The organism is Nocardia sp. NPDC057668, assembly GCF_042799795.1.
Classification (GTDB): domain Bacteria; phylum Actinomycetota; class Actinomycetes; order Mycobacteriales; family Mycobacteriaceae; genus Nocardia.
On the sequence record NZ_JBHVIC010000006.1, the window covers coordinates 97,662 to 122,117 of the forward strand.

The following is a 24,456-nucleotide window of genomic DNA, read 5'->3' on the forward strand; positions in this document are numbered from 1 at the left end:
GGAAACATCCCACTGGAACGGCGAAGGGGCCGGAACCCTGACGGATCCGGCCCCTTCGGCCCGACTGTTCGAGCGGATCGGCTCGAGGCTTTCGCCGGCGGATCAGCCCAGCGCGCGATCCAGATCCGCGATCAGATCCTCGACGTCCTCGAGGCCGATCGAGATGCGCACCACGCCATCGGTGATACCGATGGCCGCGCGTCCCTCCGGGCCCATGGCCCGGTGCGTGGTGGTCGCCGGATGCGTGATCAGCGTCTTGGCATCGCCGAGGTTGTTCGAGATGTCGATGATCCGCAGCCCGTTCAGCACCTCGAACGCACGCTTCTTGGCCGCCTCCGGCGCCGCCTTCAGCTCGAAGGTCACCACCGTTCCGCCGCCGGACATCTGCGCCTGCGCCAGGTCGTACTGCGGATGCGACTTCAGGAACGGGTACTTCACCCAGGCCACCGCCGGATGCTGTTCCAGGAACTCCGCGATGCGCAGCGCCGAGTCGTTGGACTGGCGCACCCGCAGCGGCATGGTCTCCAGACCCTTGAGCAGCGTCCAGGCGTTGAACGGGCTCAGCGCCGGACCCGTATGGCGCATAAGGTTTTTCACCGGGCCGTCGATGTACTCGTGCGAGCCCAGGATCGCGCCGCCGAGCACCCGGCCCTGACCGTCGATGTGCTTGGTGCCGGAGTAGACCAGCACGTCCGCGCCGAGCTCGAACCCGCGCTGCAGCAGCGGGGTCGCGAACACGTTGTCCAGCACCACCTTCGCGCCCGCGGCGTGCGCCAGATCCACCACCGCGCGCACGTCCACCAGGGACTGCATCGGGTTGGACGGGGTCTCGAAGAACACGGCCTGGGTCGGCACCGAGAGCGCCTCGGTCCACTGGTCCAGATCCTCGCCGTCGACGAAGATGGTCTCCACGCCCCAGCGCGGCAGGATCTCGTTGGCCACCACGAAGCAGGAGCCGAACAGGCTGCGCGCGGCGACCAGGCGGTCACCGTTGCCCAGCAGCGCGGCCAGGGCGGTGAAGACCGCGGACATGCCGCTGGCGGTCGCGAAAGCCGCTTCGGCGCCGTCGATCAGGGCCAGCCTGTCCTCGAACATGGCGACCGTGGGATTGCCGTAGCGCGAGTACACGAAGTGCTCGATATCGCCGGTGAAGGACGCCTCGGCGGCCTCGGCGCTCTCGTAGACGAAGCCCGAGGACAGGTACAGCGCCTCGGAGGTCTCCTCGAAACCCGAGCGCCGCAGACCGCCGCGCACACTGAGCGTGGCCGGGCCGACGCCCTCGGGCAGCGGCTTGTCGAACGCGCCACCGGTGATCATGACTGCCTCCACGGAAGTCCGTCCGCGCGCCAGCCCTCGACGCCGCGGTGTCCCTGCGCGTCGAGCGCGCCCTCGAAACCCTCGAGCACATTGAACGAAGGAGCCAGCCCGAGCGCGGTCGCCGCGGTGGCCGCCCCGATGGAGCGCTGCCCGGAACGACAGATGAAGATCACCGGCGCGTCCGAGTCCGCGGCCCGATCGGCCAGCACCTCGCGGAGCTGATCGACGAACCGGGCATTGCGCGCGCCGCTGGTGTCGACCCATTCGATCAACGCCGTCGGGCGGCCGATGCCGCTGGTGTCGGGCACGCCCACGAAACGCCATTCGGCTTCGGTGCGCACATCCACCAGCACCGCATCCGGGTTGTCGCGCAACAGTTCCCACGCCTGCGTCGGCGTGATGTCACCCGCGTAGCTCACTTCGAACCTCCTGTGAATCCGCACTTGCCGCACCGTTGCCCGATGCGCGGCCAGGTCGTCACCCGGAGCACCCCACCGCGGAGGAGGGTTGCCGACCAGCCAGCCGGGGCTTGGCGCTGGTACTCATGACCTGGGTTGAGATTGACCGACATGTGGCCTCACTGTCAAACCATGATCCAGGTCAGGAATTGCACACCAGCCAGGCGCCGTCGTTCTTGGTGAAAGTCCAGGTCGAGGTGGAATCGCGGTCGTCCGAGCGCCAGGTCACCTGGGCCGTGGCGCGCTCACCCTCGATATTGGTGTCGGTCACCCGCACAATCGTGGATTTTCCGGCCTTTTCGCCCTCCGCCGGACGCATCGGGGAGCGCTGTTCGTCGAAGCCGGGGCACGCGGTCGACGGATCGAGGACGTCGGTGCCGCTGCGGGATTCGATGAAATTTCGGGCGGCGATGCCCAGCCGGTCCTTGTCTGTGACATTCTTCTCAGCCGGCGACAGCAGCGCCGACGCCACGATGCCGATCACCACCAGAACCGTGATGCCGATGGCGATCAGGAACGGCAGCATGGTTCTGGACTCGCGCTGATCGATGCGTTCGGGCTGGTCCTCGTCCTCGCTCATGACTTGATCATGCCTGGTCGAGACGGGTGTCCCGGCGGCGACACCGGCCCGCGCGCGGGGAGAGCATTCCCACAGTTCACCGCACCGGCGCGGGGAGTGGCGGCCGCCACCGATAGAATCGGCGCAATTCCCCCGCGAGGCCGGGAATGGCAGTACAGAGCAGCAACGCTGCAGCTTCGGGGGCCGTAGGGTGGTTCACTCGAAGCCAGGGCGTCAACTTAGCCTAAGCTAAGAACGACGGCTGAGACTTGACGGCAAGATAGTTTTCGACCAAAGGGTGCGCGAAGAATGACCGAACAGCTTGCGGGAACCGATGCAGCGACCCGCCCGCTTCGCATTGCGATCGTGGGCGCGGGCCCGGCCGGAATCTACGCCGCCGACGCGCTGATGAAGTCCGATACCCCCGCCGGTTTCGACGGGGTGAGCATCGACCTGTACGAGCGCATGCCCGCGCCGTTCGGTCTGATCCGCTACGGCGTCGCGCCCGATCATCCGCGCATCAAGGGCATCATCACCGCCCTGCACAAGGTCCTGGACAAGCCGCAGGTCCGCCTGCTCGGCAACATCGACTACGGCGTCGACATCACCCTGGAAGACCTGCGCTCGTTCTACGACGCGGTCATCTTCTCCACCGGCGCCAACGCCGACCGCGCGCTCGAGATCCCGGGCATCGACCTGGACGGCAGCTTCGGCGCGGCCGACTTCGTCTCCTGGTACGACGGCCACCCGGACGTGCCCCGCGAATGGCCGCTGCACGCGGAGAAGGTCGCGGTCCTGGGCGTCGGCAACGTCGCCCTCGACGTCGCGCGCGTGCTCGCCAAGACCGGCGACGAACTGCTGCCGACCGAGATCCCGCCGAACGTCTACGACGGTCTCAAGGAGAACAAGGCCGTGGAGGTGCACGTCTTCGGGCGTCGCGGTCCCGCGCAGGCCAAGTTCACCCCGCTCGAGCTGCGCGAGCTGGATCACTCCCCGACCATCGAGGTCATCGTCGATCCCGAGGACATCGACTACGACGAGGGTTCCGAAGCCGCGCGCCGCCACTCCAAGCAGGTCGACATGATCTGCAACACCCTCGAGCAGTGGGCCATCCGCGACGTCGGCAACCGCCCGCACAAGCTCTTCCTGCACTTCTTCGAGAACCCGGCCGAGATCCTGGGCGACGCCGACGGCAAGGTCGTGGGCCTGCGCACCGAGCGCACCGCCCTGGACGGCACCGGCAACGTCAAGGGCACCGGCGAGTTCAAGGACTTCGACGTCACCGCGATCTACCGCGCCGTCGGGTACCTGTCGCAGAACATCCCCTCGCTGCCCTTCGACGAGCAGGCGGGCACCGTGCCCAACGAGGCCGGTCGCGTGCTCGGCAACGAGGACGCCGACGGCGCCGAGCGCTACGTGCCGCAGACCTACGTCACCGGCTGGATCAAGCGCGGCCCGGTCGGCCTCATCGGCCACACCAAGGGCGACGCCAACGAGACCATCGCCTGCCTGCTCGACGATGTCGCGAACTTCGTCCCGGCCCCCAAGCCGGAACTGGACGCGGTCACCGAGTTCCTCGAGGGCAAGGGCATCCCCTTCACCACCTGGGCCGGCTGGTACCGCCTCGACGCGCACGAGCGCGCCCTGGGCGAGCCCGAGGGCCGCGAGCGCGTGAAGGTCGTCGAGCGCGAGGACATGCTGCGCGCCAGCGAGCCGGACAAGGTTTCCTGATCCACCGCTTCCCGGACGCAGTTTCCTGACCGCCTGACCTGGCCGAATCCGCCAGGTGGACAAGGTCTTACGCACTTGTCACCTTCTCGAGGCATGCTGATCAAGTGTTCGATGCCCATGTCCACATCATCGATCCGCGGTTCCCGCTGATCGAGAACGAAGGCTACCTACCCGACCCCTACACCATCACCGACTATCGGCGGCGCATGTCGCGCTACGACATCGACGGTGGTGCGGTGGTCAGCGGGTCCTTCCAGGGCACCGATCAGAGCTATCTCCGGGCCGCCCTCGCCGAACTGGGCGAGGGCTGGGTCGGGGTGACCAACCTCGACGTGGACGCCACCGACGCGGAGATCGTGGATCTGGACCGCGCGGGGGTGCGGGCGCTGCGGTTCAACCTCAAGCGCGCGGGCGGGGACATCGTCGGGCTCACCATGCTCGCGCTGCGCGCCTTCGATCTGGTCGGCTGGCACGTGGAGCTGTACATCGACGGCTCCATGCTCGGCTCGCTGGAACCGGTCATCACCAAACTGCCCAGGCTGTCGATCGACCACATGGGCATGTCCGACGAATGCCTGCCGTATCTGCTGAACCTGGTCGATCGTGGCGCCAAGGTGAAAGCGTCCGGCTTCGGGCGGGTGTCGATGGACGTGCCCTCGGCGCTGCGCAAGATCCACGCGGTCAGCCCCGAGGCGCTGATGTTCGGCTCCGATCTGCCCGGAGCGCGGGCCGGGCGGCCGTTCCGCAACACCGATATCGACCTCATCGCCGAGACCGTCGGCGGCGATCTGCACCGGGTGCTCGAGGACAACGCGCGCGCCTTCTACCGGCTGCCGGTCAAGACGCGGCCGCTCGAGGATCCGGCCCCGACCCGGCCGCTGCACGGACCCGACGCGCCGACGCTGCGGCTGCATCGCTCCCAGCTGCCGAAACCGCCGGCGCAGGACACGATTCCGTTCCGCCGGATCGAGCGCTGACCGAATTCGGCGCTCGCACCGGCGGATTCGACCGGACAGCTTCGGCCGCATCGGTCCGACGGCTTCCGACCGGCTCGGTCAGACCGCGACGGCGGCGACCACCCAGATGCCCGCCGCGAGCAGCGCGCCGAACAGCTCCACCAGCATCGAGAGCCCGACGCCCTTGAGCGCGTGCACCGTCGACTGCCAGGCCGGCTGTTGCACGCGCAGCCGCTGCAGCTCCGAAACGTAGACGCCGACAACGAATCCCAGGAACAGCCCGATCACCGGCACCACGAAGAAGCCGATGATGCCGAGCACCGCGCCCAGGATCAGCGAACGGCTCGGCACCCCGGCCTCGCGCAGCTTCGCACCCGGCCAGGTGTACTTGATGATGCCGCTGATGACGAGAAACGTTGTGCAGACCGCGAATACGGTCCAGGCGGTGGCCCCGCCGGTCATGACCGCCCAGACCAGGATCGCGGCCAGGATGAGAATCACCCCGGGCAGGATCGGCACGATGACCCCCAGCAGGCCGATCAGAATCGCGAGGCCGACCAGCACCTCACCCATTGCGCTCAACTTACGGTCCTCCAGGCTCGTGGTTACCCGCATTGTCGCCCAGCACGGGCGTCCCTGTCCGGGCAAAGTCGGCGAAGTAACCGGACGACCTGGGCGAATAGCCGCGGGGCCGAATTGTGGCGGCACTCACCACGGGAGCCCGCGCGGCTATTGTCATACTGTCAACACGTGCGGCCAGAGCCGGCTCGCACAGGGATCGACGATGAACCGAGGTAGGGCGTGAGCACACCATCCACCGCCAAGCAGGGCCCGCTCGCGGGTGTCCGCGTAGTCGAATTGGCCGGTATCGGCCCGGGCCCGCACGCGGCGCTGCTGCTGGCCGACCTCGGCGCGGATGTGGTGCGGGTGCAGCGCCCGAACCAGCTGCCCGGCCAGATGGAGCGCCCGCAGTGGCGCGGCCGGACCATTGTGGAGGCCAACCTCAAGGATCCGGCGCACATCGAGCAGGTGCTCGACCTCATCGAGAAGGCCGACGTGCTCATCGAGGGCTTCCGGCCCGGCGTCACCGAGCGCATGGGCCTGGGCCCGGACGCCGCGCTCGAGCGCAATCCGCGCCTGGTGTACGGCCGCATGACCGGCTGGGGTCAGTACGGCCCGATGGCCGACCGCGCCGGGCACGACATCAACTACATCTCGCTGACCGGCGTGCTCAACGCCATCGGCCGCAAGGGCGAGCGCCCGGTGCCGCCGCTCAACATGGTCGGCGACTTCGGCGGCGGTTCGATGTTCCTGGTGTTCGGCATCCTGGCCGCGCTGGTGGAACGGCAGAACTCGGGTAAGGGCCAGGTCATCGACTCCGCGATGATCGACGGCTCGCTCGCGCTCTCGCACATGATCTGGGGCATGAAGGGCATGGGCCTGTGGTCGGACGAGCGGGGCACCAACCTGCTCGACACCGGCATGGCCTTCTACGACACCTACGAGACCTCCGACGGCAAGTACATGGCGGTCGGCTGTATCGAGCCGCAGTTCTACGCGGAACTGCTGAAGGGCCTGGAGATCGACCCCGAGGGCCTGCCCTACCAGATCGATCCGAACGGCCAGGACCAGCTGCGCAAGCTGTTCACCGACAAGTTCAAGACCAAGACCCGCGACGAGTGGTGGGCGATCTTCGAGCACACCGACGCCTGCACCACCCCGGTGCTCACCTTCACCGAGGCCGAGCAGAACCCGCACATCCAGGCCCGCACCGGCCTGATCGAGATCGAGGGCGTGGTGCAGCACGCGCCCGCCCCGCGCTTCTCGCGCACCCCGGCGGGCACCCCGACCCCGCCGCCGACCGCGGGCACCCCGATCGACAGCGTCTGGGCGGAGTGATGATGCTCCCGCGGGCCTGATCGGCCCCGCGTGAAACGCCGAGCGGCGGCGCCCCGAAAGGGCGCCGCCGCTTCGCTTTTCGAGCAGACGGGAATTACGCGGCGGGCTCGACGAGCTGGATGTCGAGCTCGATCGCGATCTTGTCGCTGAGCATCGCCGACGGCAGGCCGGGGGCGACGTTGAAGTCGCTGCGCTTGATGGTGCCGGTGGCGCTGAAGCCGGCGTGCTTCTTCTGGTCGCCGGCGAAGACCTCGACGCCGCCCCACTCCACGTCGAGGGTGACGGGCTTGGTGATGCCGCCGATGGTGGCCTCGCCGGTGACCTCGAACTCCTCGGCCAGGTCGACGGGAGCCGGGACACGGAAGACCAGGGTGGAGAGATTCTCCACATCCAGGATGTCGGCGCTGCGCACGTGGTTGTCGCGGGCCTCGTTGCCGGTGTCGAAGGAGTCGAAGTAGATGGTCGCCTCGATGGCGGCCTTACCGGCCTCGTCGACCACGAAGCCGGTCTCGAAGCGGTTGAAGCGGCCGCGTACCTTGGAAATCCCCAGGTGGCGGACGGTGAAGTTCACGGAGGAGTGGTGGGCGTCCAGTTCCCAGGCGCCGGGTGCGAGGGTGGTCTGCTCGGAAGTGGTCATGACGATCAGTCAAGCGGACCTCAGTCCGGTTAGCCACACCTTCTTGATCCTGGTACTGACAGGGCGGGGATAACGACACCCGGACAAGGCACCATGGTGAGGTGTCCAGATCCGAATTCGGTGAGTTCCTCATCGCGCGCCGCGGCCAGTTGCAGCCCGAACAGGTGGGCCTGCCCGCGGGCCGGCGCCGGCGTACGCCCGGACTGCGCCGCGAAGAGGTCGCCGCGCTCGCCGGGGTGAGCGCCGACTATCTGGCCCGCCTCGAACAGGGCCGCGACACCAATCCCTCGATGGCGGTCCTGGGCGCGCTCTCGGACGCGCTGCGGCTGGACGAGGTCGAACGGCATCATTTCGGCAAACTCGCCATGGGCATGGAACAGAAGGCGTCCTGCCCCAAGAGCGGGCAGGCCGGGGAAGAGGTCTCCGAAACCCTGCGCGCGGTCATCGACGCCCTGCACCCGACCCCCGCGTTCGTGCTCGGGCGCTGGCTCGACCTGCTGGCCACGAATCCGGCCTGGCGCGACCTGGCCGAGCCGATCGGCATGTTCGACGCCGCGGCGCACAACAATCTCGCCTACTACGTCTTCGCGCACCCGGACGCCCCGCGCTACTTCGGCAACTGGGCCGAGGCCGCCGACGTGATCGTCTCCGCGCTGCGCAACGCCCAGGCCCGCTTCGCCGACGACGAGACGCTCGAGGCGCGCATCACCGACCTGCAGCGCTACCCGGAGTTCGACCGGCGCTGGCGCGAACACCGGGTCACCGACTACCGCTCGCATCGGCTGCGCGTCGAGCATCCGCTGCGGGGCACGCTCGAGATCGAAGTCGAGACCCTGGACCCGGCCGCCGACCAGAGTGTGAACGTGTGGCTGGTGGATCGCCGGCAGGTGCACGCCCCGGCCCTGCGGCTGGTCAACGAGTAACCTTCCCGGCGTGGCGGCGGGTTGCCACCGGTGTGTCGCCTGATCCGGGACTATTTCGGGTGCCGTTCGTTTCCCCCGCTCACCAATCACCTGCGATCTACAGTTGATTCATGGCTCGGAATTGGCCGATGGTCGAACGTGAGCACGAACTCGAAACGATCACCGCGGCGCTGACCGGGAACGACTTCGTCGGAGCCGTCCTCACCGGCGACGCCGGCGTCGGGAAGACCACACTGGCACGGCTGGCCACCGGCGCGGTCGGCGCGGCCAACGGCAGCAAGATTCGCTGGGTCGCCGGAACAGAATCGGCCCGCAGCATCCCGCTCGGGGTCTTCGCGCACATGGTCGGGGTGTCCGCCGCGCACGACCCCGTCACCTTCATGGCCGCCGCCCGCGAAGCGCTGCTCGCGGACGGGCACACCGTCATCGGCGTCGACGACGCGCACCTGCTCGATCAGCTCTCCGCGACCCTGCTGCTGCAGCTGGCCATCGACAAGGCCGCACGCGTGGTCGCCACCGTGCGCAGCGGCGTGCCGGTGCCGGACGCGGTGACCTCGCTGTGGAAGGACGGGCATCTGCTGCGAATCGACCTGTCCCCCTTCACTCAACGTCAGAGCGTGGAACTGGTGGAGAACATGCTCGGCGGGCAGTTGGAGGGGCTCTCGGCCAATCTCATGTGGGAATCCTCCGGGGGGAACGCGCTTTTCCTGCGGCACCTGGTGGAGGGCGCGCTGGAGGCGGGCAGCCTGCGGCAGGTCAAGGGCGTGTGGCAACTGCGCGGGCGGGCGGCCGTCACCTCGGAATTGGCAGCGCTGCTGGAGGATCGGGTGGAGCAGCTGCCCGGCACGGTGCTGCGTGTGCTCGAACTGCTGACCTTCTGCGAACCCATCGACCTGGACGTGCTGTCCGAAATCGCGGGCGAGGAGGCGGTGGAGGCGGCCGAATCACGCGGTGTCATAAGGATCGCCGAGCACGATCACCAGCTGCTCGTGCGCTACAACCACCCGCTGTTCGGCGAGGTGATCCGGCGCAGGCTCGGCATCGCCTCCGCGCGGCGGCTGCGCGGGCGGCTGTACTCCTCGCTCAAGGAACGGCCCATCAACTCCGCCTCCGATCGCATCCGGCTGGCCGAATTGGCTTTGGACAGTGACAAATCCGCCGATCTGGAGCTGTTCGAGGCCGCGGCCGCCGACGCCATCGGATTGGCGAATCTGCCACTGGGCGAACGCTTCGCGCGTGCCGCGGTGGAACGACGGGGCGGGGTCGAGGCCGCCGACCTGCTGGCCCGGGCCCTGCTGTGGCAGGGCCATCGCATCGAGGCCGAGCGCACCTTGGCCGTGTTCGACCCCGACCTGCTCGACGAGGTGCAGCTGGCGCGCTGGGGCAGCACCCGCGTCTCGAATCTGCTGTGGTCCATGGGCGATGCCGATCGTGCCGACGAGGTGCTCACCTCGGTGCGCAGCCGGGCCACCCATCCCAAGGTGGTCGCCACCCTCGACGGCCTGGCCTCGGCCTGCGCGGTCAACGAGAACAAGCTGGAGGAGGCCGTCGCCTGCGCCGAGCCGGTGATGGCGGCCCCGGACGCACCGCCGTGGGCGGTGTGGTGGGCGGCGTTCGGGGGCGGGCTCGCGCTGGCGCTCATGGGTCGCGGTGACGCGGCGCGGCGGTACGCGGCGCGCGGGCACGCGGTGGAGTCGCACATCGACGGGCTCAATCAGTTCATGTCCACGCACGCGGAGGTGCTGGCGCTCACCTTCACCGGTGACATCGACGCCGCCAGGCGTTGTGCCAGTAGCCCTTACACGTATTCCTCGCCCGGGCAGTACCTCGCGTGGGGCATGACCAAGATCCTGCAGGGCACCGTGGACGTGGCGCAGGGGCAGTTCCCGCGCGGCATCGACAATCTCGAACAGGCGCTGGCCGCGCTCACCACCGAGGGCGCGGCGGCCTGGATGTTCCCCGCCAGACTCCGTCTCGCGGAAGCGTATTCGGCGCTGGGGCGCGCCGGGGAGGCGGCCGAGTCGATCGCCGCTGCGGCGGAGCGGGGCGGGCGGCACAGCGCGGTGTACGAGCCGCAGTTGGAGATCGCCAGGTCCTGGCAGGCGGCGGCCGAGGGTACCGCGACGCCCGCGATCCGGCTGGCCCTGGGCGCGGCGGACGCCGCGGCGCGTGCGCAGCAGCACGCCATCGAGGCGATGGCGCTGCACACCGCCGCGCGTTTCGGCGACACGAGCGTGGCCGGGCGGCTCGCGGACCTGGCGGCCCGGGTGGACGGGCGGCTGGTGCAGGCTCAGGCTCGGCACGCGGTCGCCGTCGCGGCCCACGACGGGGCCGGATTGGACGCCGCCGCAGCGGAATTCGAGCGGATCGGGGTGCTGCTGTCGGCCGCCGACGCCGCGGCGCAGGCCGCGTCGGCGCACGAGCGCGCGGGTGACCGGCGGCGGCTGCTGGAATCGGCGGCGGCGGCCAACCGGCTCGCGGCGGCGTGCGGCGGGGCGAGCACGCCCGCGCTGCGGCAGTCCGCGCAGCCGTTGCCGCTGACCTCCCGCGAGCGCGAGATCGCGAATCTGGTGGTGGCCGGGCTCTCGAATCGGCAGATCGCCGACCGGCTGACGGTGTCGGTGCGCACGGTGGAGGGGCACCTGTACCGCGCGTGCATCAAGCTCGACGTCACCGATCGGGAGGCGCTCGCGGAGCTCATGCGAAGCGGGTCGTCTTCCGGCAAACGCCAGGGTTCCTAGGGCTCCGCGGCCGAGAAAAGGCCACTGCCAGCAACTTTGAAATATGTCTCGAGACTGCACGTCAGGTGCCGGGAGCTCGAAATCGGCTCTGGAAGCACCGGTTTCTCATCAGCCCCGCGCACCCTGCGCGTCGGCGACTTCCTGACCGAGGTTCCCGACAACATCCTGAACCCGGTCAACGACGCGGCGGCCGGCTTCGAGGCCGCGGTCGCCACCCGGGGCAGGTCGATCGGCATCGACCCGAGCCGCTCGGACAAGATCGCCGCCGGGGCCTGGGCGGCCGCGAACCTCTGATCGACCGGCCGCCCCGCTCCGCCGCCCGCACCGGACCGTCCGGCCGTATCAACCCGCACCCCAGCGGTTTCCACAGTCGCGCACAGCCTGTTGACGACTGTGGATACCGTGCGGCGCGGTCGCACTGTTCGCCCCGCGCACGCGGTCCACAGCCTGTGGGCGGTTCGGGACGACCCGAGCCGCGCGCCGCAGAGCCCGCCCGCCGATTACACGGGCCACGAAAGCACTTACCGGCGTGCGGTTTTCGGCCTTCCGCACCCGCTGACCACAAAGGCCATGAATCCACAGCCTGTGCACTCCACGCAATGAACGCCCGTCGCGCTCCACGGCGATATTCCACAGACATCCACACGCTGTGCGGAGTTCGGACCCACGTCGAGCAGGTCGAAGTCCCGTCGCTGTCCACAACTACACACAGGCTGTGCGGGATTGGGGATGAACCAGGTGAATCACGTTGAGGCGGGCGCGAACACAGAAGGCCACTTCGCGGCCACGCACAGACGTGACGTCGAGCAAGTGCGTGGTCGGCCACAGCTTTTGGCGGGCGGGCTGCGACATGGACCGCCTCTTCGCCCGATTCTCGAGGCGAAAGAGAAGAGGCCACCGCGGTCTTCACGCGGCCCGTAGGCATTTGCGGACGCACAGCATGAGTGGTGCGGGGGGTTCGAAGGCCCGGGGGAATGAGCGGGCGGATTACGTCGGCGAGCGGGGCGGGCAGGTTCGAGGGCGGGCGGTCCGCTTCCTCCTCCGATTTTCTCGTGGTGGCGCAGGAGGGACCACTGCGGTCTTCACGCGGCCCGCGAGCGCGGGGGCACGCACAGCATGGGTGGCGCGAGGTTTCGAAAGGTTGGGGATTCGGGCGGGCGGGGGGCCAGGATGGGGGTATCGATGCTGGTCAGGGTGGTATTTGACCGGTTTGGGAGTGGTGTCCGCTTGCTTGGGGACCGGTGTGGGTGGTTTCGGGGCGGTGGGTGGAACCTGATGAGAGGGTGGTGAACCGGCGTGAGTGGTCGGTATCTGGAAGTTCGTTCCCGCGTTCGGCGGTTCATGGCGCTTAGCTCGCTTCCGCTGGCCATGGCGGTGGGCTGTTCGAGCGCCGGGGAGCCGGTGGAGGTGGCCGCGCCGCGTACCGGGGCGACGGGAACGGGGCTGCCGCAGGGGGATACGGCCCCGGATCGGGGGGCACAGCCGTCGGCGGCGGACGGCCTACAGCCGCCCGGGGTCACGGGGGCGGGCGTACCCGCTTCTCCCACAACCGGTTCCGGTTCGGCGCAACCCGGGGTCGCGGCCGCGCCCGGGGTGCGAGTTCCGGCGGCGGGCGAGCGCGCGGACCGGCCGGCGCAACCCGGGGTCACGACCCCGGGCCGGCTGCCGCGACTGCTCGAGGCCATGCCCGACTACCCGGTACCCGCCAACTACCGCCCGATTCCCGATGCGTCGGTCCCGGCTCCGCCCATCGACTGGCAGTCCCTGCACGCGCCCGTCCCCGTCGAGCCGGTCGCTCCCATCGCGCCCCCGCCGCGCACCCTGCGCCTGGGCGACTTCACCTCCCCCGTCCCGGAGAACCTCCCCGACAACGTCCTCGACACCGTGAACGGCATCGCCGCGCACGCCGAGGCCGCCATCGCCACCGGCGGCCAGTCCATCGGCCTCGCGCCCGGGCGCGCCGACAAGGTCGCGGCGGGCATCGTGGCGGGCGCGGCCATCGGCGTCGTCGGCGCGGGCATCCCGGCCGCCATCGCGGGCGCGGCCGTCGGCGCCGCGGTCGGCGCGGGCATCGGCTTCGGCGTCGCCATCGCGGGCACCCCGGCGGGCGCGGCCCTGGGCGCGGCCGTCGCGGGCGTTCCCACCGGTGGCGCGGCCGCCGTTCCCGGCGCGGTCGCGGGCGCTCTCGCCGTGGCGGGCACGAGCACCGCGGTGGGCGCGGCCATCGGCGCCGCGGTCGGCGGCATCGGCGCGGGCCTGGGCGCGGCCGCCCTCGGCGGCCTCGCGGGCGCGACGGTCGGCGGCGTCATCGGGGCCAACGTCTGAGACCGGCCCGGGGTGCGCACCCCGTCCACGAGAACGCACCCGCACCGAAGAGTCTGGTTCGGTGCGGGTTTCGTCCCCATCCCCAAACCTCCACAGGCGCGGCCGGACACGCGGCAGGTCAGAAGAGGGTGGGTTCGCCGAAGCCGGGGGTGCGTTCTATCTCGAGGAGGGTTTGTTTCGTGGTCACGCCGCCGGGGGCGGAGAAGCCGGTCAGAGCGTTGTCGGCGGCGAGCACCCGGTGGCAGGGGATGATCAGGGGAATCGGGTTGCGGCCCAGGGACTGACCCACCGCCTGGGCCCCGCCGGGAGCGCCTATCCGGTTGGCCACCTGGCCGTAGGTCAGGGTGTGGCCGGGCGGGATCGCGCGGGTGATCGTGTACACCGCGTTGTCGAAATCGTTGATCGGGCTGGTGTCCAACGGAATCCAGGCCAGATCGTCGAGTTCGCCGACCAGGTGGGCGCGAATCTTCTCGATGGTCGCCGCCATCTCGGGGGTCGGTTCGGCTTCGCGGACATCGAAGACGCGGTGCCGGCGCAGGATGTATTTCCGCACGGCGGCCGGATCCGGCTCGGGGAGGGCGAAACGCAGCACCCCGGCGGGGCTCCAGGCGAGGGCGCAGACGCCGATCGCGGTATCGAAGAGCGCCGCCGAGGCGAGCGGGCGGTCCGGCTGGGACATAGGGCCAGTGTGCACGCGCGGACCGACAATTCCACTATTCAAAGGCCAGTTAGCTAGAACTGGACTGTTTCCTGACGGCACGGCACGGCGGCAATGTCCGGTAGCCCGGGCCGCCGCCGGTCCGGCCGCGGCGCGGCGGCCGGGACACCGCGCTCCTGGTGCGCGGCGACAGCGGCCAGGTCGGCGTACTGCCGAGCCCCGTCGTACTCCCCGACCGACCAGTCCGACATCGGAGCGTGCGGCCGATAGCGCTCCAGCAGAATGCCCCATCGTTCACCGGGCTTGGGGGCGTACCGGTGAACGATCCCGGCGAAAGCGGCGACAACCAGGAAAGAGGCGAGCAGAGCGTTCATGACTCCATGGTGATCCGGTCTGGACTTGAAGAAAATATCCAGTGCCCCGATACTGGCCTTTATGGCCATTCGAGTAATCGGCGCCGCGAGCCTGACCCGCGACCTGGGCCGCTGGCGGCACGACGAACCCGGCGCCCCCGCGACGGACAACACCCGCCGCGCCACCCGCCCCGCCTACGTGGCGCTGGCCGAGAGCATCCGGCTGCTCATCCACGACGGCCGCGCCCCGCTCGGTGTCGCCCTGCCCAGCGAACGCGACCTGGCCACCACCCTCGACGTCAGCCGCACCACCGTCACCTCGGCCTACGCGCTGCTGCGCGAGCACGGCTACCTGATCAGCCGGCAGGGTTCGCGCAGCACGGTCGCCCTGCCGCAGACCGTCGTGCACGACGGCACCAAACCCGCGCGCAGCCTGCTCGCCATGATGGCCCAGCCCGAGCTGCCCACCATCGACATGACCTACGCCGCCATGGCCGCCCCCGCGGAGATGACGGACGCCTATACCGCAGCGCTGCAAGGACTTCCGACCTACCTCGGCACGCACGGCATGGACCCGGTCGGCATGCTCATGCTGCGCGAGGCCCTGGCCCGCCGCTACACCGAGCGTGGCCTGCCGACCGAGCCCGACCAGATCCTGGTCACCCTCGGCGCGCAGCACGGCCTGCGCCTGCTGCTGAACGTGCTGACCACCCCCGCCGAACGGGTGCTGATCGAACACCCCTCGTACCCCAACGCGATCGAGGCCATTCGCGATGTCGGGGCGCGCCCGGTCCCGGTGCCGCTGCGCCCGGACGGCTGGGATCTGGACGGAATCCGCAGCGCGGCAAGGCAAACCGCGGCCAGTGTGGCCTACCTGGTGCCGGACTACCACAATCCCACCGGCCTGCTGCTCGGCGCCGAGGGCCGCGCGGAACTGGCCGCGATCGCCCGCGAGACCCGTATGACCGTGATCGTGGACGAGTCGATGGTCGACCTGCATCTCACCGATCACGAGATCATGCCGCCCGCCGCGTCCTTCGCCCGCGGCACCGAGATCGTCACCATCGGGTCGGCGTCGAAATCGTTCTGGGGCGGCCTCCGGGTCGGCTGGGTGCGCGCGAGCCAGACGCTCATCACCAAACTGCTCGGCACCCGCTCCACCATGGATCTGGGCACCCCGGTCATGGATCAGCTGGCGACCGTGCACCTGCTCCAGCACGCCGAGCAGATCCTCACCGTGCGCCGGGAACAGCTCCGCTCGCGCCGCGCCGCGTTGCTCGACGCCCTCACCGAGGACCTCCCCGACTGGCGCGTCTCCCCCGGCGCGGGCGGCATGTCGCTGTGGGCCCAGCTCCCCGCCCCGGTCTCGACGGCCCTGGCCGCCACCGCCCCCAACCACGGCGTATTGCTCGCCGCCGGACCGCGTTTCGGCGTGCAGGGCGCGTTCGAGCGCTTCGTCCGCCTGCCCTTCACCCACGAGGAAGCCGACATCCGCCTGGGCGTGAAGGCCCTGGCGGCGGCCTACGCCTCGCTCACCCCGCACGCCGCCGAGCCCCTCGCCCCGCTGACCTGCTACTGATCCAGCGCAGGACGCCGCACCGAACGTCGCGCACAAGACACACCGCGAAAAGCACTCCGCCCCCGCTGCTTTCGAGCAGCGGGGGCGGGGAGTTCAGAACCGCGAACCGATTCGGATCAGCCCAGGATGTCGTGCCGCACGATGGTCTGATCGCGGCCCGGGCCGACGCCGATGCAGGACATCCGCGCGCCGGACAGCTTCTCCAGCCGCAGCACGTACTCCTGCGCGTTGACCGGTAGCTCCTCGAAGGTCCGCGCCCCGGAGATGTCCTCCGACCAGCCCGGCATCTCCTCGTAGATCGGCTTGGCGTGGTGGAAATCGGTTTGGGTGGTGGGCATTTCCTCGAAACGCTCACCGTCGATCTCGTACGCCACGCAGATCGGCACGGTCTCCAGGCTGGAGAGCACGTCCAGCTTGGTGAGGAAGTAGTCGGTGATGCCGTTGACGCGGGTGGCGTAGCGGGCGATCACGGCGTCGAACCAGCCGGTACGCCGGCCGCGGCCGGTGGTGACGCCGACCTCGCCGCCCTTGTCGGCCAGGTACTCGCCGTACTGGTCGAACAGCTCGGACGGGAAGGGACCCGAGCCCACGCGGGTGGTGTACGCCTTCAGGATGCCGAGCACGGTCCGAATCTTGTTGGGGCCCACGCCCGAACCGACCGCCGCGCCGCCCGAGGTCGGGTTGGAGGAGGTCACGTAGGGGTAGGTGCCGTGGTCGACGTCGAGCAGGGTGCCCTGCGAGCCTTCCAGCAGCACGATCTCGTCGCGCTCCAGCGCCTGGTTGAGCAGCAGGCGGGTATCGGAGATGCGGTGCTTGAAGCCCTCGGCCTGGCCGAGCACCTCCTCGACGACCTGCTGCGGGTCCAGCGCGCGCCGGTTGTAGATCTTGACCAGCACCTGGTTCTTGAATTCCAGTGCGGCCTCGACCTTCTGGGTGAGGATCTTCTCGTCCAGCACGTCGGCGACGCGGACGCCGACGCGGGCGACCTTGTCCTGGTAGCAGGGGCCGATGCCGCGACCGGTGGTGCCGATCTTCTTGTTGCCCAGGAAGCGCTCGGTGACCTTATCGATGGCCACGTGGTACGGCATGATCAGATGCGCGTCCGCCGAGAGCAGCAGGCGGGAGGTGTCCACGCCGCGCTCTTCCAGCCCCGCGAGTTCGGTGAGCAGCACGCCGGGATCGACGACCACGCCGTTGCCGATGACGTTGGTGACGCCGGGGGTGAGGATGCCGGACGGAATCAGGTGCAGCGCGAACTTGTCCCCGTTGGGGAGCACGACGGTGTGACCGGCATTGTTGCCGCCCTGGTATCGGACGACCCAATTGACCCTGTCACCGAGCAGATCGGTCGCTTTGCCCTTGCCTTCGTCGCCCCACTGGGCGCCGATCAGCACGATTGCCGGCATGAGGAGTCTCCTACGGGTTCGACGCGCAGCACCGGTGATGCTGCAGCTATCCGCCGTCAGAAGGCGGTGGCCGGAAGAACAGTCTAATAGACGACGTATTACTCGCTGCGCCCATACCCTGCGACGATCGCGCGCGCCGGGCCGCGAGCACCACGCCGAATCGGACACGCGGGGATCGGGGTGACCCTCGGCACGGTCGAGCGAGCCGCTCGGCGCGGCGCGGCGGGTGCCACCGAACAGGGCTAAGGTGACAAAGGGAGCCGGACCGGCAGGGCGTCCGCGTGAACGCAGTGAGGCGATGTGTTGGCGAGTCAGAGGCGGGTGTACGGCAGTTGAGTACCCATGTTCTCCGATGTGACGGCGCGCCGGTCCCGATCGCCCTGGCCTCGCTACCGCTCACGCAGACCTCCGCGCTCCCGGACACCTCGGTCCTGGACGAACTGCTGCCGGTCATGGCGGCGGACAGCCTGCCGCGCCTGATCGTGCTCGGCGAGGACGCCGGACTGGCCGCGGTGCTGACCCATCTCATGCGCACCGAACGGCTCGGGGTGGAAATCGGGTACGTGCCCGTGGACCGCACCTACGGCTCGCGCGCGTACGCGACCGGAACGGGTTCGGCCGCCGCCAAACTGGCGCTCGAGGGCAGGCCCACCGAAACCCCGCTGATCCGCGACGACACCGGCAAGGTGCTGATCGGCCGCGCCACCATCGTCGGCGAGGGCGGGGAGAAGCTCGAGGGCGAGGCGTACGTCGACGACACCCGGTTGTTCACCGGAAAGGTCGCGGCGCTGCACATCTCGCCGACGCTGGAGATGCCGGGCCTGCACGCGACCGTGCAGCGCGGCCTGCGCAAGAAACGCTGGGTGCAGGGACGCGCGATGCAGCTCGGCACCCGCGGCGGGGTCGTGACCCGCGACGGCATCACCACCGACAAGCCGGTGCGACGCTCCACTTTCTACCGCCATCACGAACCGTGGCTGCTGGTACGTTGACGCTCCCGGGCCAGGCAACCGGGCACTGACGAGGAGTCCGATGAACTCGCCCCGCGCGATCGGCCGTGCCACGGGCGCGGTCCGCCCCAGCCCCATCTTCCTGCTCGTGGTCGCCATCACGGTGGCGGGCGGGGTGCTGGCCTGGAATTCCGATGTGTTCTCCAGGACCGCGGAATTCGGCGTGTTCATCATGGTGATCGCCGGGTGGGTGGTCTCGCTGTGTCTGCACGAGTTCGCGCACGCCTATGTCGCCTACCGGGCCGGGGACCGCGAGGTGGAGCTGCGCGGCTACCTCACCCTGAATCCGCTCAAGTACAGCCATCCGCTGCTCTCGATCGTGCTGCCCATGCTGTTCATCGCGATCGGCGGGTTCGCGCTGCCGGGTGGTGCGGTGTACGTGCACTCGCACACCTTCAGCCCGCGCACGCAGCGGATTCTCAGTGCGGCGGGGCCGGCGGTGAACGCGGTGTGCGCGCTGGTGCTGCTGATCGTGATCCGCGTGTTCGGCAGTGAGAGTTCACATCCCGCGTTCTGGTTCGGGCTGAGCTATCTCGCGTACTTCCAGATCATGGCGACGGTGCTGAACCTGATTCCGATTCCGGGCACCGACGGCTACGGGATTCTGGAGCCGTCGCTGAGCTATCAGACGCGGCGTTCGCTCGATCAGATCAAGCCGTACGGCATGCTGCTGCTGGTCGCGCTGTTATTCGTGCCGGAATTGCGGGATCTGTTCTTCGGGGCGATCGACTCGCTGTTCGGACTGTCGGGGATTCCCCGGGACTGGATCGCCTACGGCAGTTCGCTGCTGCGCTTCTGGAACTGAGCCTTCGCGGGAGCGGGGCCGGGCCACCCCTCGCGTGCCCGGCCTTCCCCGAACGGTATCGGCGCACCGGCCGGATGACCCGAGTAGCGCACTACCCGATTCAATCGACGGGCGTCACATAGGGATTCGCGACCGTGGGCGGCAGCAGCGCGATGGCGGAGAGCCTGCTCACCCCGCACACCCGCATGAGGTCCACCACGATCGAACGGGTCTGGGCGAACACCACGTGCGCGGAGATGCCCGCGCCCTCCACCAGATCCTTGGTCGCGCCCTTGGCGACGGTGCGCAGCACGCGGGTGGCCTCGGCGGCGTCGGGTTGCTCGCCGGGATCGGCGAGGACCATGGCCCGCACCACCTCCACGGCCCTGCCCAGTTCTTCCACCTCGAGGGTGAGGCGCGGATCCAGGATCTCGTCGTCCCGGACCAGGGACAACGCGCGGCGCAACAGCACGCGGGTGTTGCGGGTGGCGTTGTCCAGCGGATCGGCGACCTCGCGCAGGCGTTCCATGCGTTTGCGCGAATTCCAGTACAGCGGTGAGATTCTGCTGATCTCGCGGCCACCATCGAGGGTGCTGCGCAGCGAATCGAGGCGGGCCTGGGTGCCGCGGGCGGCCTCCAACGCGGCCTTGATCTTGTCGGCGTCGTGCTCGAGCAGGCCGTCCGCACAGTCGGTGAGCCCGGTGCCGATGACGCCGAGGATGTCGGCCGCCTGCTGCCGGGCGCGGCGCACCGGGTGCAGCGGCAGCGCCGCCACCACCACGATGCCGACCAGGCCGCCCACCAGGGCGTCGATGATGCGCAGATTGGACGCGCCGCTCGAGGGTGGCAGCAGCGTCGCCACCAGGACCGCCGAGGACGCGGCCTGCATGGTGATGACCGGGCCGCCGTCCAGGAAGACGGCCGTGCACATGGCGGCGACGACCAGCAGCGTGATCTGCCAGACGCCGGTGCCGAAGTAGGAGACGAACAGGTCGCCGATGCCGATGCCGACCGCGACGCCGACGATCAACTCCACCGCGCGGCGCAGGCGCGCGCCGAAGGAGACGCCGATGGAGATCATGGCGGCCATCGGCGCGAAGAACGGCTGCGCGTGGCCGATGACGTTGTGGGCTATGAACCAGGCCAGACCCGCGCCGACCGCGCACTGCAGGATCGGCAGCAGCGAGGAGCGGACACGGGTGGCGGCGGTGCGCATGCGCGCCACGCCGCTGTCCTTGGCGGCGTCGAGCGTCGTGCCCAGTCCACTGCTGGTCAAGGTGTCAGTCGAGCCCGAGTTCGGCGGCGGCGCGCGGATCGCAGTCCTCGAGCAGGTCCAGGCAGCGCGCGAACTCGTCGGACTCGCCGATCGAGCGGGCGGCCTTGGCGAGCGCGCCGACCGCGCGCAGGAAGCCCTGGTTGGGTTCGTGGCTCCACGGCACCGGGCCGAAACCCTTCCAGCCGTTGCGGCGCAAGGCATCCAGGCCGCGGTGGTAGCCGGTGCGGGCGAACGCGTAGGCGGCGATGATGTCGGCGTTCACCACCGGGGTGGTGGCGGATTCGCCGCCGCGCTCGAGCGCGGCTTCGGCCAGGTGGGCCCAGGCGATGGAGGCCGTCGGATGCGCCGCCGCGACCTGCACCGGGTCTTGATGATTCAGCAGCGCTTCCTCGGCATCGGTGTTTTCCGGAAGCAGTACCGGCTGTGGTCCGAGCAGATCACCGAAGGAGGTCATGCCGATCATTCTGCACCGACTACCAAAATGCTCAGTAGGCTGACCGTCGAATGACAGTTTCCGCCGAAAATGAGGGGTAGCGCGTGTCCGACTCGAAGGACGACCAGAAGCCACACGGCCCTGCCGATCCGGCAGCTCCCGGCACGGGCGCCGAACAGGACACCGCGAAGACCGAGGTTCCGGCGACGGAACCCGCCCCCACCGCAGCCACCGAGGTGATCCGCAAGCCCGGCGAGTCCGCCGAGTCCGCGAAACCCGAACCGGCCCAGGCCAATCCCCCGGCCACCCCCGGCTTCGCCACGATCCAGTACGAGCAGGCGCCGGACGGTGCGACGACGCGCTACGCGGCCGGCGGCCGCGCACCCCAGAATTCCCCCGCCGCCCCGGGCGTGTCGCCCGGGGCGGACGCGGCGACCACGAAGTTCGACGCGGTTCCCCGCGTCGGCGCGAACCCCGCGGGAGCCGACGGCCCGACCGGCAAGATCTCGAACCCCTCGGATCAGCCGGCCGGAGCGGCAAGTCGAACTGCGGCGGAGCAGGCGGCCGGCGGCCAGAGCGGCGAACGCGGTGCGGAGGCCCCCGGCGGTCCGGCGGGTGGACCGAATGCCGCCCCCGGACAAGGTGGAGCTGTCCCGGCAGCAGGTAGCGCAGGCGCTCCCGGCGGGTCCGCGGACCAGGCCGAAGGAGACTCCGCCCCGGGCACGGACGACCGGACGGTCGCGAGCGCCGCGACCACCCCCATGCCTTCGGCCGCACCCGGTGTCCGGGCCCAGGCCCCCGGCGGATCCGGGCAGCCGGGAACCACCGCCGGGGCCGGCGCGGCCGGCCGCGAACAGCCCGGTGACGCAGGGCGATTCGGCGGCGGTGACGCGGGCCGGGGCGGACCGGTGCAGTCGGGCTCGAGCGGCGTGGCCGGCGAAGCGGGTCGCGAACAATCCAGCGGTGCAGGGCAGTTCGGTGGCGCAAACGCGGGGCGTGACGCCGCGGTAGGGCAGCCGGTTGGCGGTGGCCTGAGTGGCGAACGTGGCTCGGCGGCCCCCGGCGGTCAGGCGGGTGAAGGCCCCGACCAGGGCGGCGCAACGCCCGGTGCCGGTGCGGGTGGCGCGGCAAATGCCGCGCGGGACAGTCAGGGCGAGTTCACGCAGGGCGCGGGGGCCGATCTTCCGGACTCCGAGCAGGGCATCGCCGGTGACATCGCCGCCGCGGGCGCGCCCGTGGCGAACGAGCCCGGCGAGAAAGGTTCCGCCGCAGCAGGATCCGGTAAGGACGCCGCGGGCGACGCGCCGCACGACGGTGCGGCGGACGCCAAAACGGTTGCTATGAAGCAGGTTCCGGCCGGGACCGAGGACGCCACCACGGCGTTCCCGGTGGTTGCCGGGGAGCAGGCCACGCAGAAGATCCGCGTGAGCGGGCCGCAGGGGCGGGCGGTCAGCAAGCCGCCGAGCTCGCCGCGCGGCACCGCCGGGCCGGGCAACGCCGGGCCGCGCGGGGCCGGGCCCGACCATCCCTCGTTCCAGGACCAGTCCGTGGAGGAGACGCGGCCCGCGCCGCCGGACGCGCCGCGGCCGCCCTTCGGCCAGCCGCGCCCCGCCTCCGCCCCGTCGCCGGCCGACATGCAGCCGACCACCCCCGCCCAGCCGATCCGCGGCCCCCGCGCCATGCCGCCCGGCCCCCAGCGGGTCGGGGCGGGCGCACCGCAAGGTCCCGGCGCACCCCAGGGTCCCGGCGGGCCACAGGGTCCCGGCGGCCCGAACGCTCGCGGCCCCCAGGGACCGGGCGGACCCCATGTTCCGGGCGGCCCCCAGGGCGGACCGGCGGGACCGCAAGGGCCGCAAGGCAATCCGCAGGGACGACCGGGCCCCCAGGGTCCGGGCGGCGCGGCAGGCGGCGCTGGCGCACAGGGCCCGGGCAACCCGGGTGGACCGGGAGTCCAAGGCGGGCAACAGGGTTCGCCCGCCGCGCTCGCCGGCGCGGCGGGAGCCGGCGCGGCAGGAGCCGCTCAGCTACACAAGGGCCCGCAGGGACCCGGCAGCCAAGGCGGACCGCAGGGACCCGGCGGCGCTCAGGGCGGCCCCGGCAATCAGGGCGGGCCCCAAGCCCCCGGCAACCAGGGTGGTCCGCGCGGCCCCCTTGGCGCACAAGGCAATCCGCAGGGACGACCGGGCGGCGGGCAAGGCCCGCAGGGTCCCGGCGGCGCGCAGGCCGGCTCCGGTGGCGCCAACGTGCCGGGTGGACAGCAGGGCGCGGGCGCGCTCGCGGGCGCTGCCGGCGGCGCGCAGTTGCAGAAGGGGCCGCAGGACGGGGGCGGCCAGCCGCAGGGTCCGGGAGGCGCGCCGGGCTTCGGCGGTTCCCAGGACGCTACCCAGGTGTACAAGGTCGCGCAGGATGCCGGACGGGTCGCGCCGCCGCAACGGATCCCGGGCGGCGGCGAAGTCGCTCCGCCGCAACGGATTCCCGCCGCGAACGCGGACGGCGGCGAGGACAAGTCGGCCGACAAGGCCGGGCCGAACAAGAAGCTGCTGCTCATCGGCGCCGGCGTGATCGTGCTGGTGATCGCCGTGATCGCGGCGGTGATCGGCCTCGGCGGCGGGGGCGACGACTCGCCCGAGGGCAAGGTCAAGCAGGCCATCGGGACCTACACCGACGCGCTGTCCGACGGCGACCTCGATGCCCTGCGCGGCATCACCTGCGGCGCGCAACACGACTTCTACAAGAACATCTCGGCCGAGCAGTTCGCCGGGGTCTACCAGACCTCGAAGGAACAGAAGAGCATCCCCGTCGTCCGCAGCGTCGACGCGATCCGGATCACCGGCGACGCCGCCCTGGCCCAGGCCACGGTCTACACCGAGGCCGACCCGGGCAAACAGTCCGCCCGCACCTTCGACCTCCAGCACACCGACGACGGCTGGAAGGTCTGCGACCCGCCAACCGGCCAGCAGTAACCCGGCCACAACCCGCCGCCCGGCACCCCAGGTGCCGGGCGGCAGTCGTGCCGGGAGGTGTTGCTCGGTGACAGGCCGGGATGCGGGCGTTCGGGACGTCCACGCCGCACATCAAACCGAGAGCGCGCACAACTAAGCGGCCCACCGGCGCTGACGGTCCACGCCGCGCACAGCACGACATCAGCGGTCTCGATGAGCACTGATATCCGGCAGCATGCGGAGCGTTCGGAGCGGCCACACCGCACATCAACCACTCACACCGGCAGCAGCGGACCGACCCCGGTGGCGGGCCGGGATTCGGGCGTTCAGGACGTCCACGCCGCGCATCAACCGAGCGCGCACACCTAAGCCGCCCACCGGCACTGACGGTTCCCGCCGCGCAGCGCACGGCATCTGCAGTCTCGGCGCGCTCCGATCTCCGATACCCGAGCAGCGTGCGGGCATCCAG

Annotated in this window: 21 protein-coding genes and 1 riboswitch; of the genes, 11 read left to right on the plus strand and 10 right to left on the minus strand. The window is 70.3% G+C overall.

The features are described from left to right. Positions 1-102 precede the first annotated feature (102 nt). The 3 genes from ACFVBH_RS31155 to ACFVBH_RS31165 form a co-directional block, all read right to left on the minus strand. Entirely contained in the window at positions 103-1,317 is a 1,215-nt protein-coding gene (locus ACFVBH_RS31155; RefSeq protein ID WP_379007123.1) for an O-succinylhomoserine sulfhydrylase, read from the minus strand. After that, the gene (locus tag ACFVBH_RS31160; protein ID WP_354989550.1) at positions 1,314-1,736 is read right to left on the minus strand and encodes a rhodanese-like domain-containing protein; all 423 of its coding nucleotides are present in this window, start codon (positions 1,734-1,736) and stop codon (positions 1,314-1,316) included. Before ACFVBH_RS31160 ends, ACFVBH_RS31155 begins: the two co-directional genes overlap by 4 nt. Before the next feature lie 15 nt (positions 1,737-1,751). Beyond that, a riboswitch (SAM riboswitch) is annotated at positions 1,752-1,867 on the minus strand. A gap of 50 nt (positions 1,868-1,917) precedes the next feature. Further along, positions 1,918-2,355: a hypothetical protein gene (locus ACFVBH_RS31165; protein WP_354989549.1), complete on the minus strand. Its 438-nt coding sequence runs from the start codon at positions 2,353-2,355 to the stop codon at positions 1,918-1,920. 288 nt (positions 2,356-2,643) lie between these two features. On the opposite strand from ACFVBH_RS31165, the gene ACFVBH_RS31170 reads away from it, so the two are divergent. After that, positions 2,644-4,065 carry an FAD-dependent oxidoreductase gene (locus ACFVBH_RS31170; protein ID WP_354989548.1) on the plus strand — a complete coding sequence of 474 codons (1,422 nt, stop codon included), beginning with the start codon at positions 2,644-2,646 and terminating at the stop codon, positions 4,063-4,065. Between the two features lie 104 nt (positions 4,066-4,169). Continuing rightward, positions 4,170-5,042, plus strand: a complete 873-nt coding sequence (locus ACFVBH_RS31175) for an amidohydrolase family protein (RefSeq protein WP_354989547.1) — start codon at positions 4,170-4,172, stop codon at positions 5,040-5,042. 78 nt (positions 5,043-5,120) lie between these two features. On the opposite strand, the gene ACFVBH_RS31180 is transcribed toward ACFVBH_RS31175, so the two are convergent. Next, positions 5,121-5,594, minus strand: coding sequence for a DUF456 domain-containing protein (locus tag ACFVBH_RS31180; RefSeq protein ID WP_379007129.1), 474 nt, complete (start codon positions 5,592-5,594; stop codon positions 5,121-5,123). 228 nt (positions 5,595-5,822) lie between these two features. On the opposite strand from ACFVBH_RS31180, the gene ACFVBH_RS31185 reads away from it, so the two are divergent. Then, positions 5,823-6,920 carry a CaiB/BaiF CoA transferase family protein gene (locus ACFVBH_RS31185; RefSeq protein WP_379007132.1) on the plus strand — a complete coding sequence of 366 codons (1,098 nt, stop codon included), beginning with the start codon at positions 5,823-5,825 and terminating at the stop codon, positions 6,918-6,920. A 94-nt stretch (positions 6,921-7,014) separates the two neighbouring features. Here the strand turns inward: ACFVBH_RS31185 and ACFVBH_RS31190 are convergent, their stop codons facing one another. Further along, a complete protein-coding gene (locus tag ACFVBH_RS31190) occupies positions 7,015-7,557 on the minus strand; it encodes a YceI family protein (protein WP_354991770.1) in 543 nt (180 codons plus the stop codon). 101 nt (positions 7,558-7,658) lie between these two features. On the opposite strand from ACFVBH_RS31190, the gene ACFVBH_RS31195 reads away from it, so the two are divergent. The 4 genes from ACFVBH_RS31195 to ACFVBH_RS31210 all read left to right on the plus strand — a co-directional run bounded on the left by ACFVBH_RS31195 (position 7,659) and on the right by ACFVBH_RS31210 (position 13,546). Beyond that, positions 7,659-8,480, plus strand: coding sequence for a helix-turn-helix transcriptional regulator (locus ACFVBH_RS31195; RefSeq protein WP_379007135.1), 822 nt, complete (start codon positions 7,659-7,661; stop codon positions 8,478-8,480). 110 nt (positions 8,481-8,590) lie between these two features. Beyond that, complete coding sequence (locus ACFVBH_RS31200; protein ID WP_379007137.1) at positions 8,591-11,221, plus strand: LuxR C-terminal-related transcriptional regulator; 2,631 nt, start codon at positions 8,591-8,593, stop codon at positions 11,219-11,221. Positions 11,222-11,257: 36 nt separating this feature from the next. Further along, positions 11,258-11,515 (plus strand): hypothetical protein, encoded by a 258-nt coding sequence (locus tag ACFVBH_RS31205; RefSeq protein ID WP_379007139.1) that lies wholly within the window; start codon positions 11,258-11,260, stop codon positions 11,513-11,515. Between the two features lie 1,047 nt (positions 11,516-12,562). Next, positions 12,563-13,546 carry a hypothetical protein gene (locus tag ACFVBH_RS31210; RefSeq protein ID WP_379007141.1) on the plus strand — a complete coding sequence of 328 codons (984 nt, stop codon included), beginning with the start codon at positions 12,563-12,565 and terminating at the stop codon, positions 13,544-13,546. A gap of 118 nt (positions 13,547-13,664) precedes the next feature. Here the strand turns inward: ACFVBH_RS31210 and ACFVBH_RS31215 are convergent, their stop codons facing one another. Together ACFVBH_RS31215 and ACFVBH_RS31220 are read right to left on the minus strand one after the other, a co-directional pair. After that, a complete protein-coding gene (locus tag ACFVBH_RS31215; protein ID WP_379007143.1) occupies positions 13,665-14,225 on the minus strand; it encodes a methylated-DNA--[protein]-cysteine S-methyltransferase in 561 nt (186 codons plus the stop codon). Between the two features lie 53 nt (positions 14,226-14,278). Continuing rightward, positions 14,279-14,578 carry a hypothetical protein gene (locus ACFVBH_RS31220; RefSeq protein WP_379007145.1) on the minus strand — a complete coding sequence of 100 codons (300 nt, stop codon included), beginning with the start codon at positions 14,576-14,578 and terminating at the stop codon, positions 14,279-14,281. 61 nt (positions 14,579-14,639) lie between these two features. On the opposite strand from ACFVBH_RS31220, the gene ACFVBH_RS31225 reads away from it, so the two are divergent. Further along, positions 14,640-16,136, plus strand: coding sequence for a PLP-dependent aminotransferase family protein (locus ACFVBH_RS31225; RefSeq protein WP_354991610.1), 1,497 nt, complete (start codon positions 14,640-14,642; stop codon positions 16,134-16,136). 116 nt (positions 16,137-16,252) lie between these two features. On the opposite strand, the gene ACFVBH_RS31230 is transcribed toward ACFVBH_RS31225, so the two are convergent. After that, on the minus strand, positions 16,253-17,542 hold the full coding sequence (locus ACFVBH_RS31230; protein WP_354991609.1) for an adenylosuccinate synthase: 1,290 nt from the start codon (positions 17,540-17,542) through the stop codon (positions 16,253-16,255). Positions 17,543-17,874: 332 nt separating this feature from the next. Between ACFVBH_RS31230 and ACFVBH_RS31235 the strand changes: the two genes are divergently transcribed. Together ACFVBH_RS31235 and ACFVBH_RS31240 are read left to right on the plus strand one after the other, a co-directional pair. Continuing rightward, entirely contained in the window at positions 17,875-18,534 is a 660-nt protein-coding gene (locus ACFVBH_RS31235) for a hypothetical protein (protein ID WP_354991608.1), read from the plus strand. A gap of 40 nt (positions 18,535-18,574) precedes the next feature. Further along, positions 18,575-19,357, plus strand: coding sequence for a site-2 protease family protein (locus tag ACFVBH_RS31240; RefSeq protein WP_354991607.1), 783 nt, complete (start codon positions 18,575-18,577; stop codon positions 19,355-19,357). 100 nt (positions 19,358-19,457) lie between these two features. Here the strand turns inward: ACFVBH_RS31240 and ACFVBH_RS31245 are convergent, their stop codons facing one another. Both ACFVBH_RS31245 and ACFVBH_RS31250 read right to left on the minus strand, forming a co-directional pair. Then, entirely contained in the window at positions 19,458-20,552 is a 1,095-nt protein-coding gene (locus tag ACFVBH_RS31245; RefSeq protein ID WP_354991614.1) for an FUSC family protein, read from the minus strand. A gap of 64 nt (positions 20,553-20,616) precedes the next feature. Next, positions 20,617-21,066, minus strand: a complete 450-nt coding sequence (locus ACFVBH_RS31250) for a DUF3151 domain-containing protein (RefSeq protein ID WP_354991606.1) — start codon at positions 21,064-21,066, stop codon at positions 20,617-20,619. Positions 21,067-21,149: 83 nt separating this feature from the next. On the opposite strand from ACFVBH_RS31250, the gene ACFVBH_RS31255 reads away from it, so the two are divergent. After that, positions 21,150-24,008, plus strand: a complete 2,859-nt coding sequence (locus ACFVBH_RS31255) for a hypothetical protein (protein ID WP_379007149.1) — start codon at positions 21,150-21,152, stop codon at positions 24,006-24,008. The last annotated feature ends 448 nt before the right edge of the window (positions 24,009-24,456 follow it).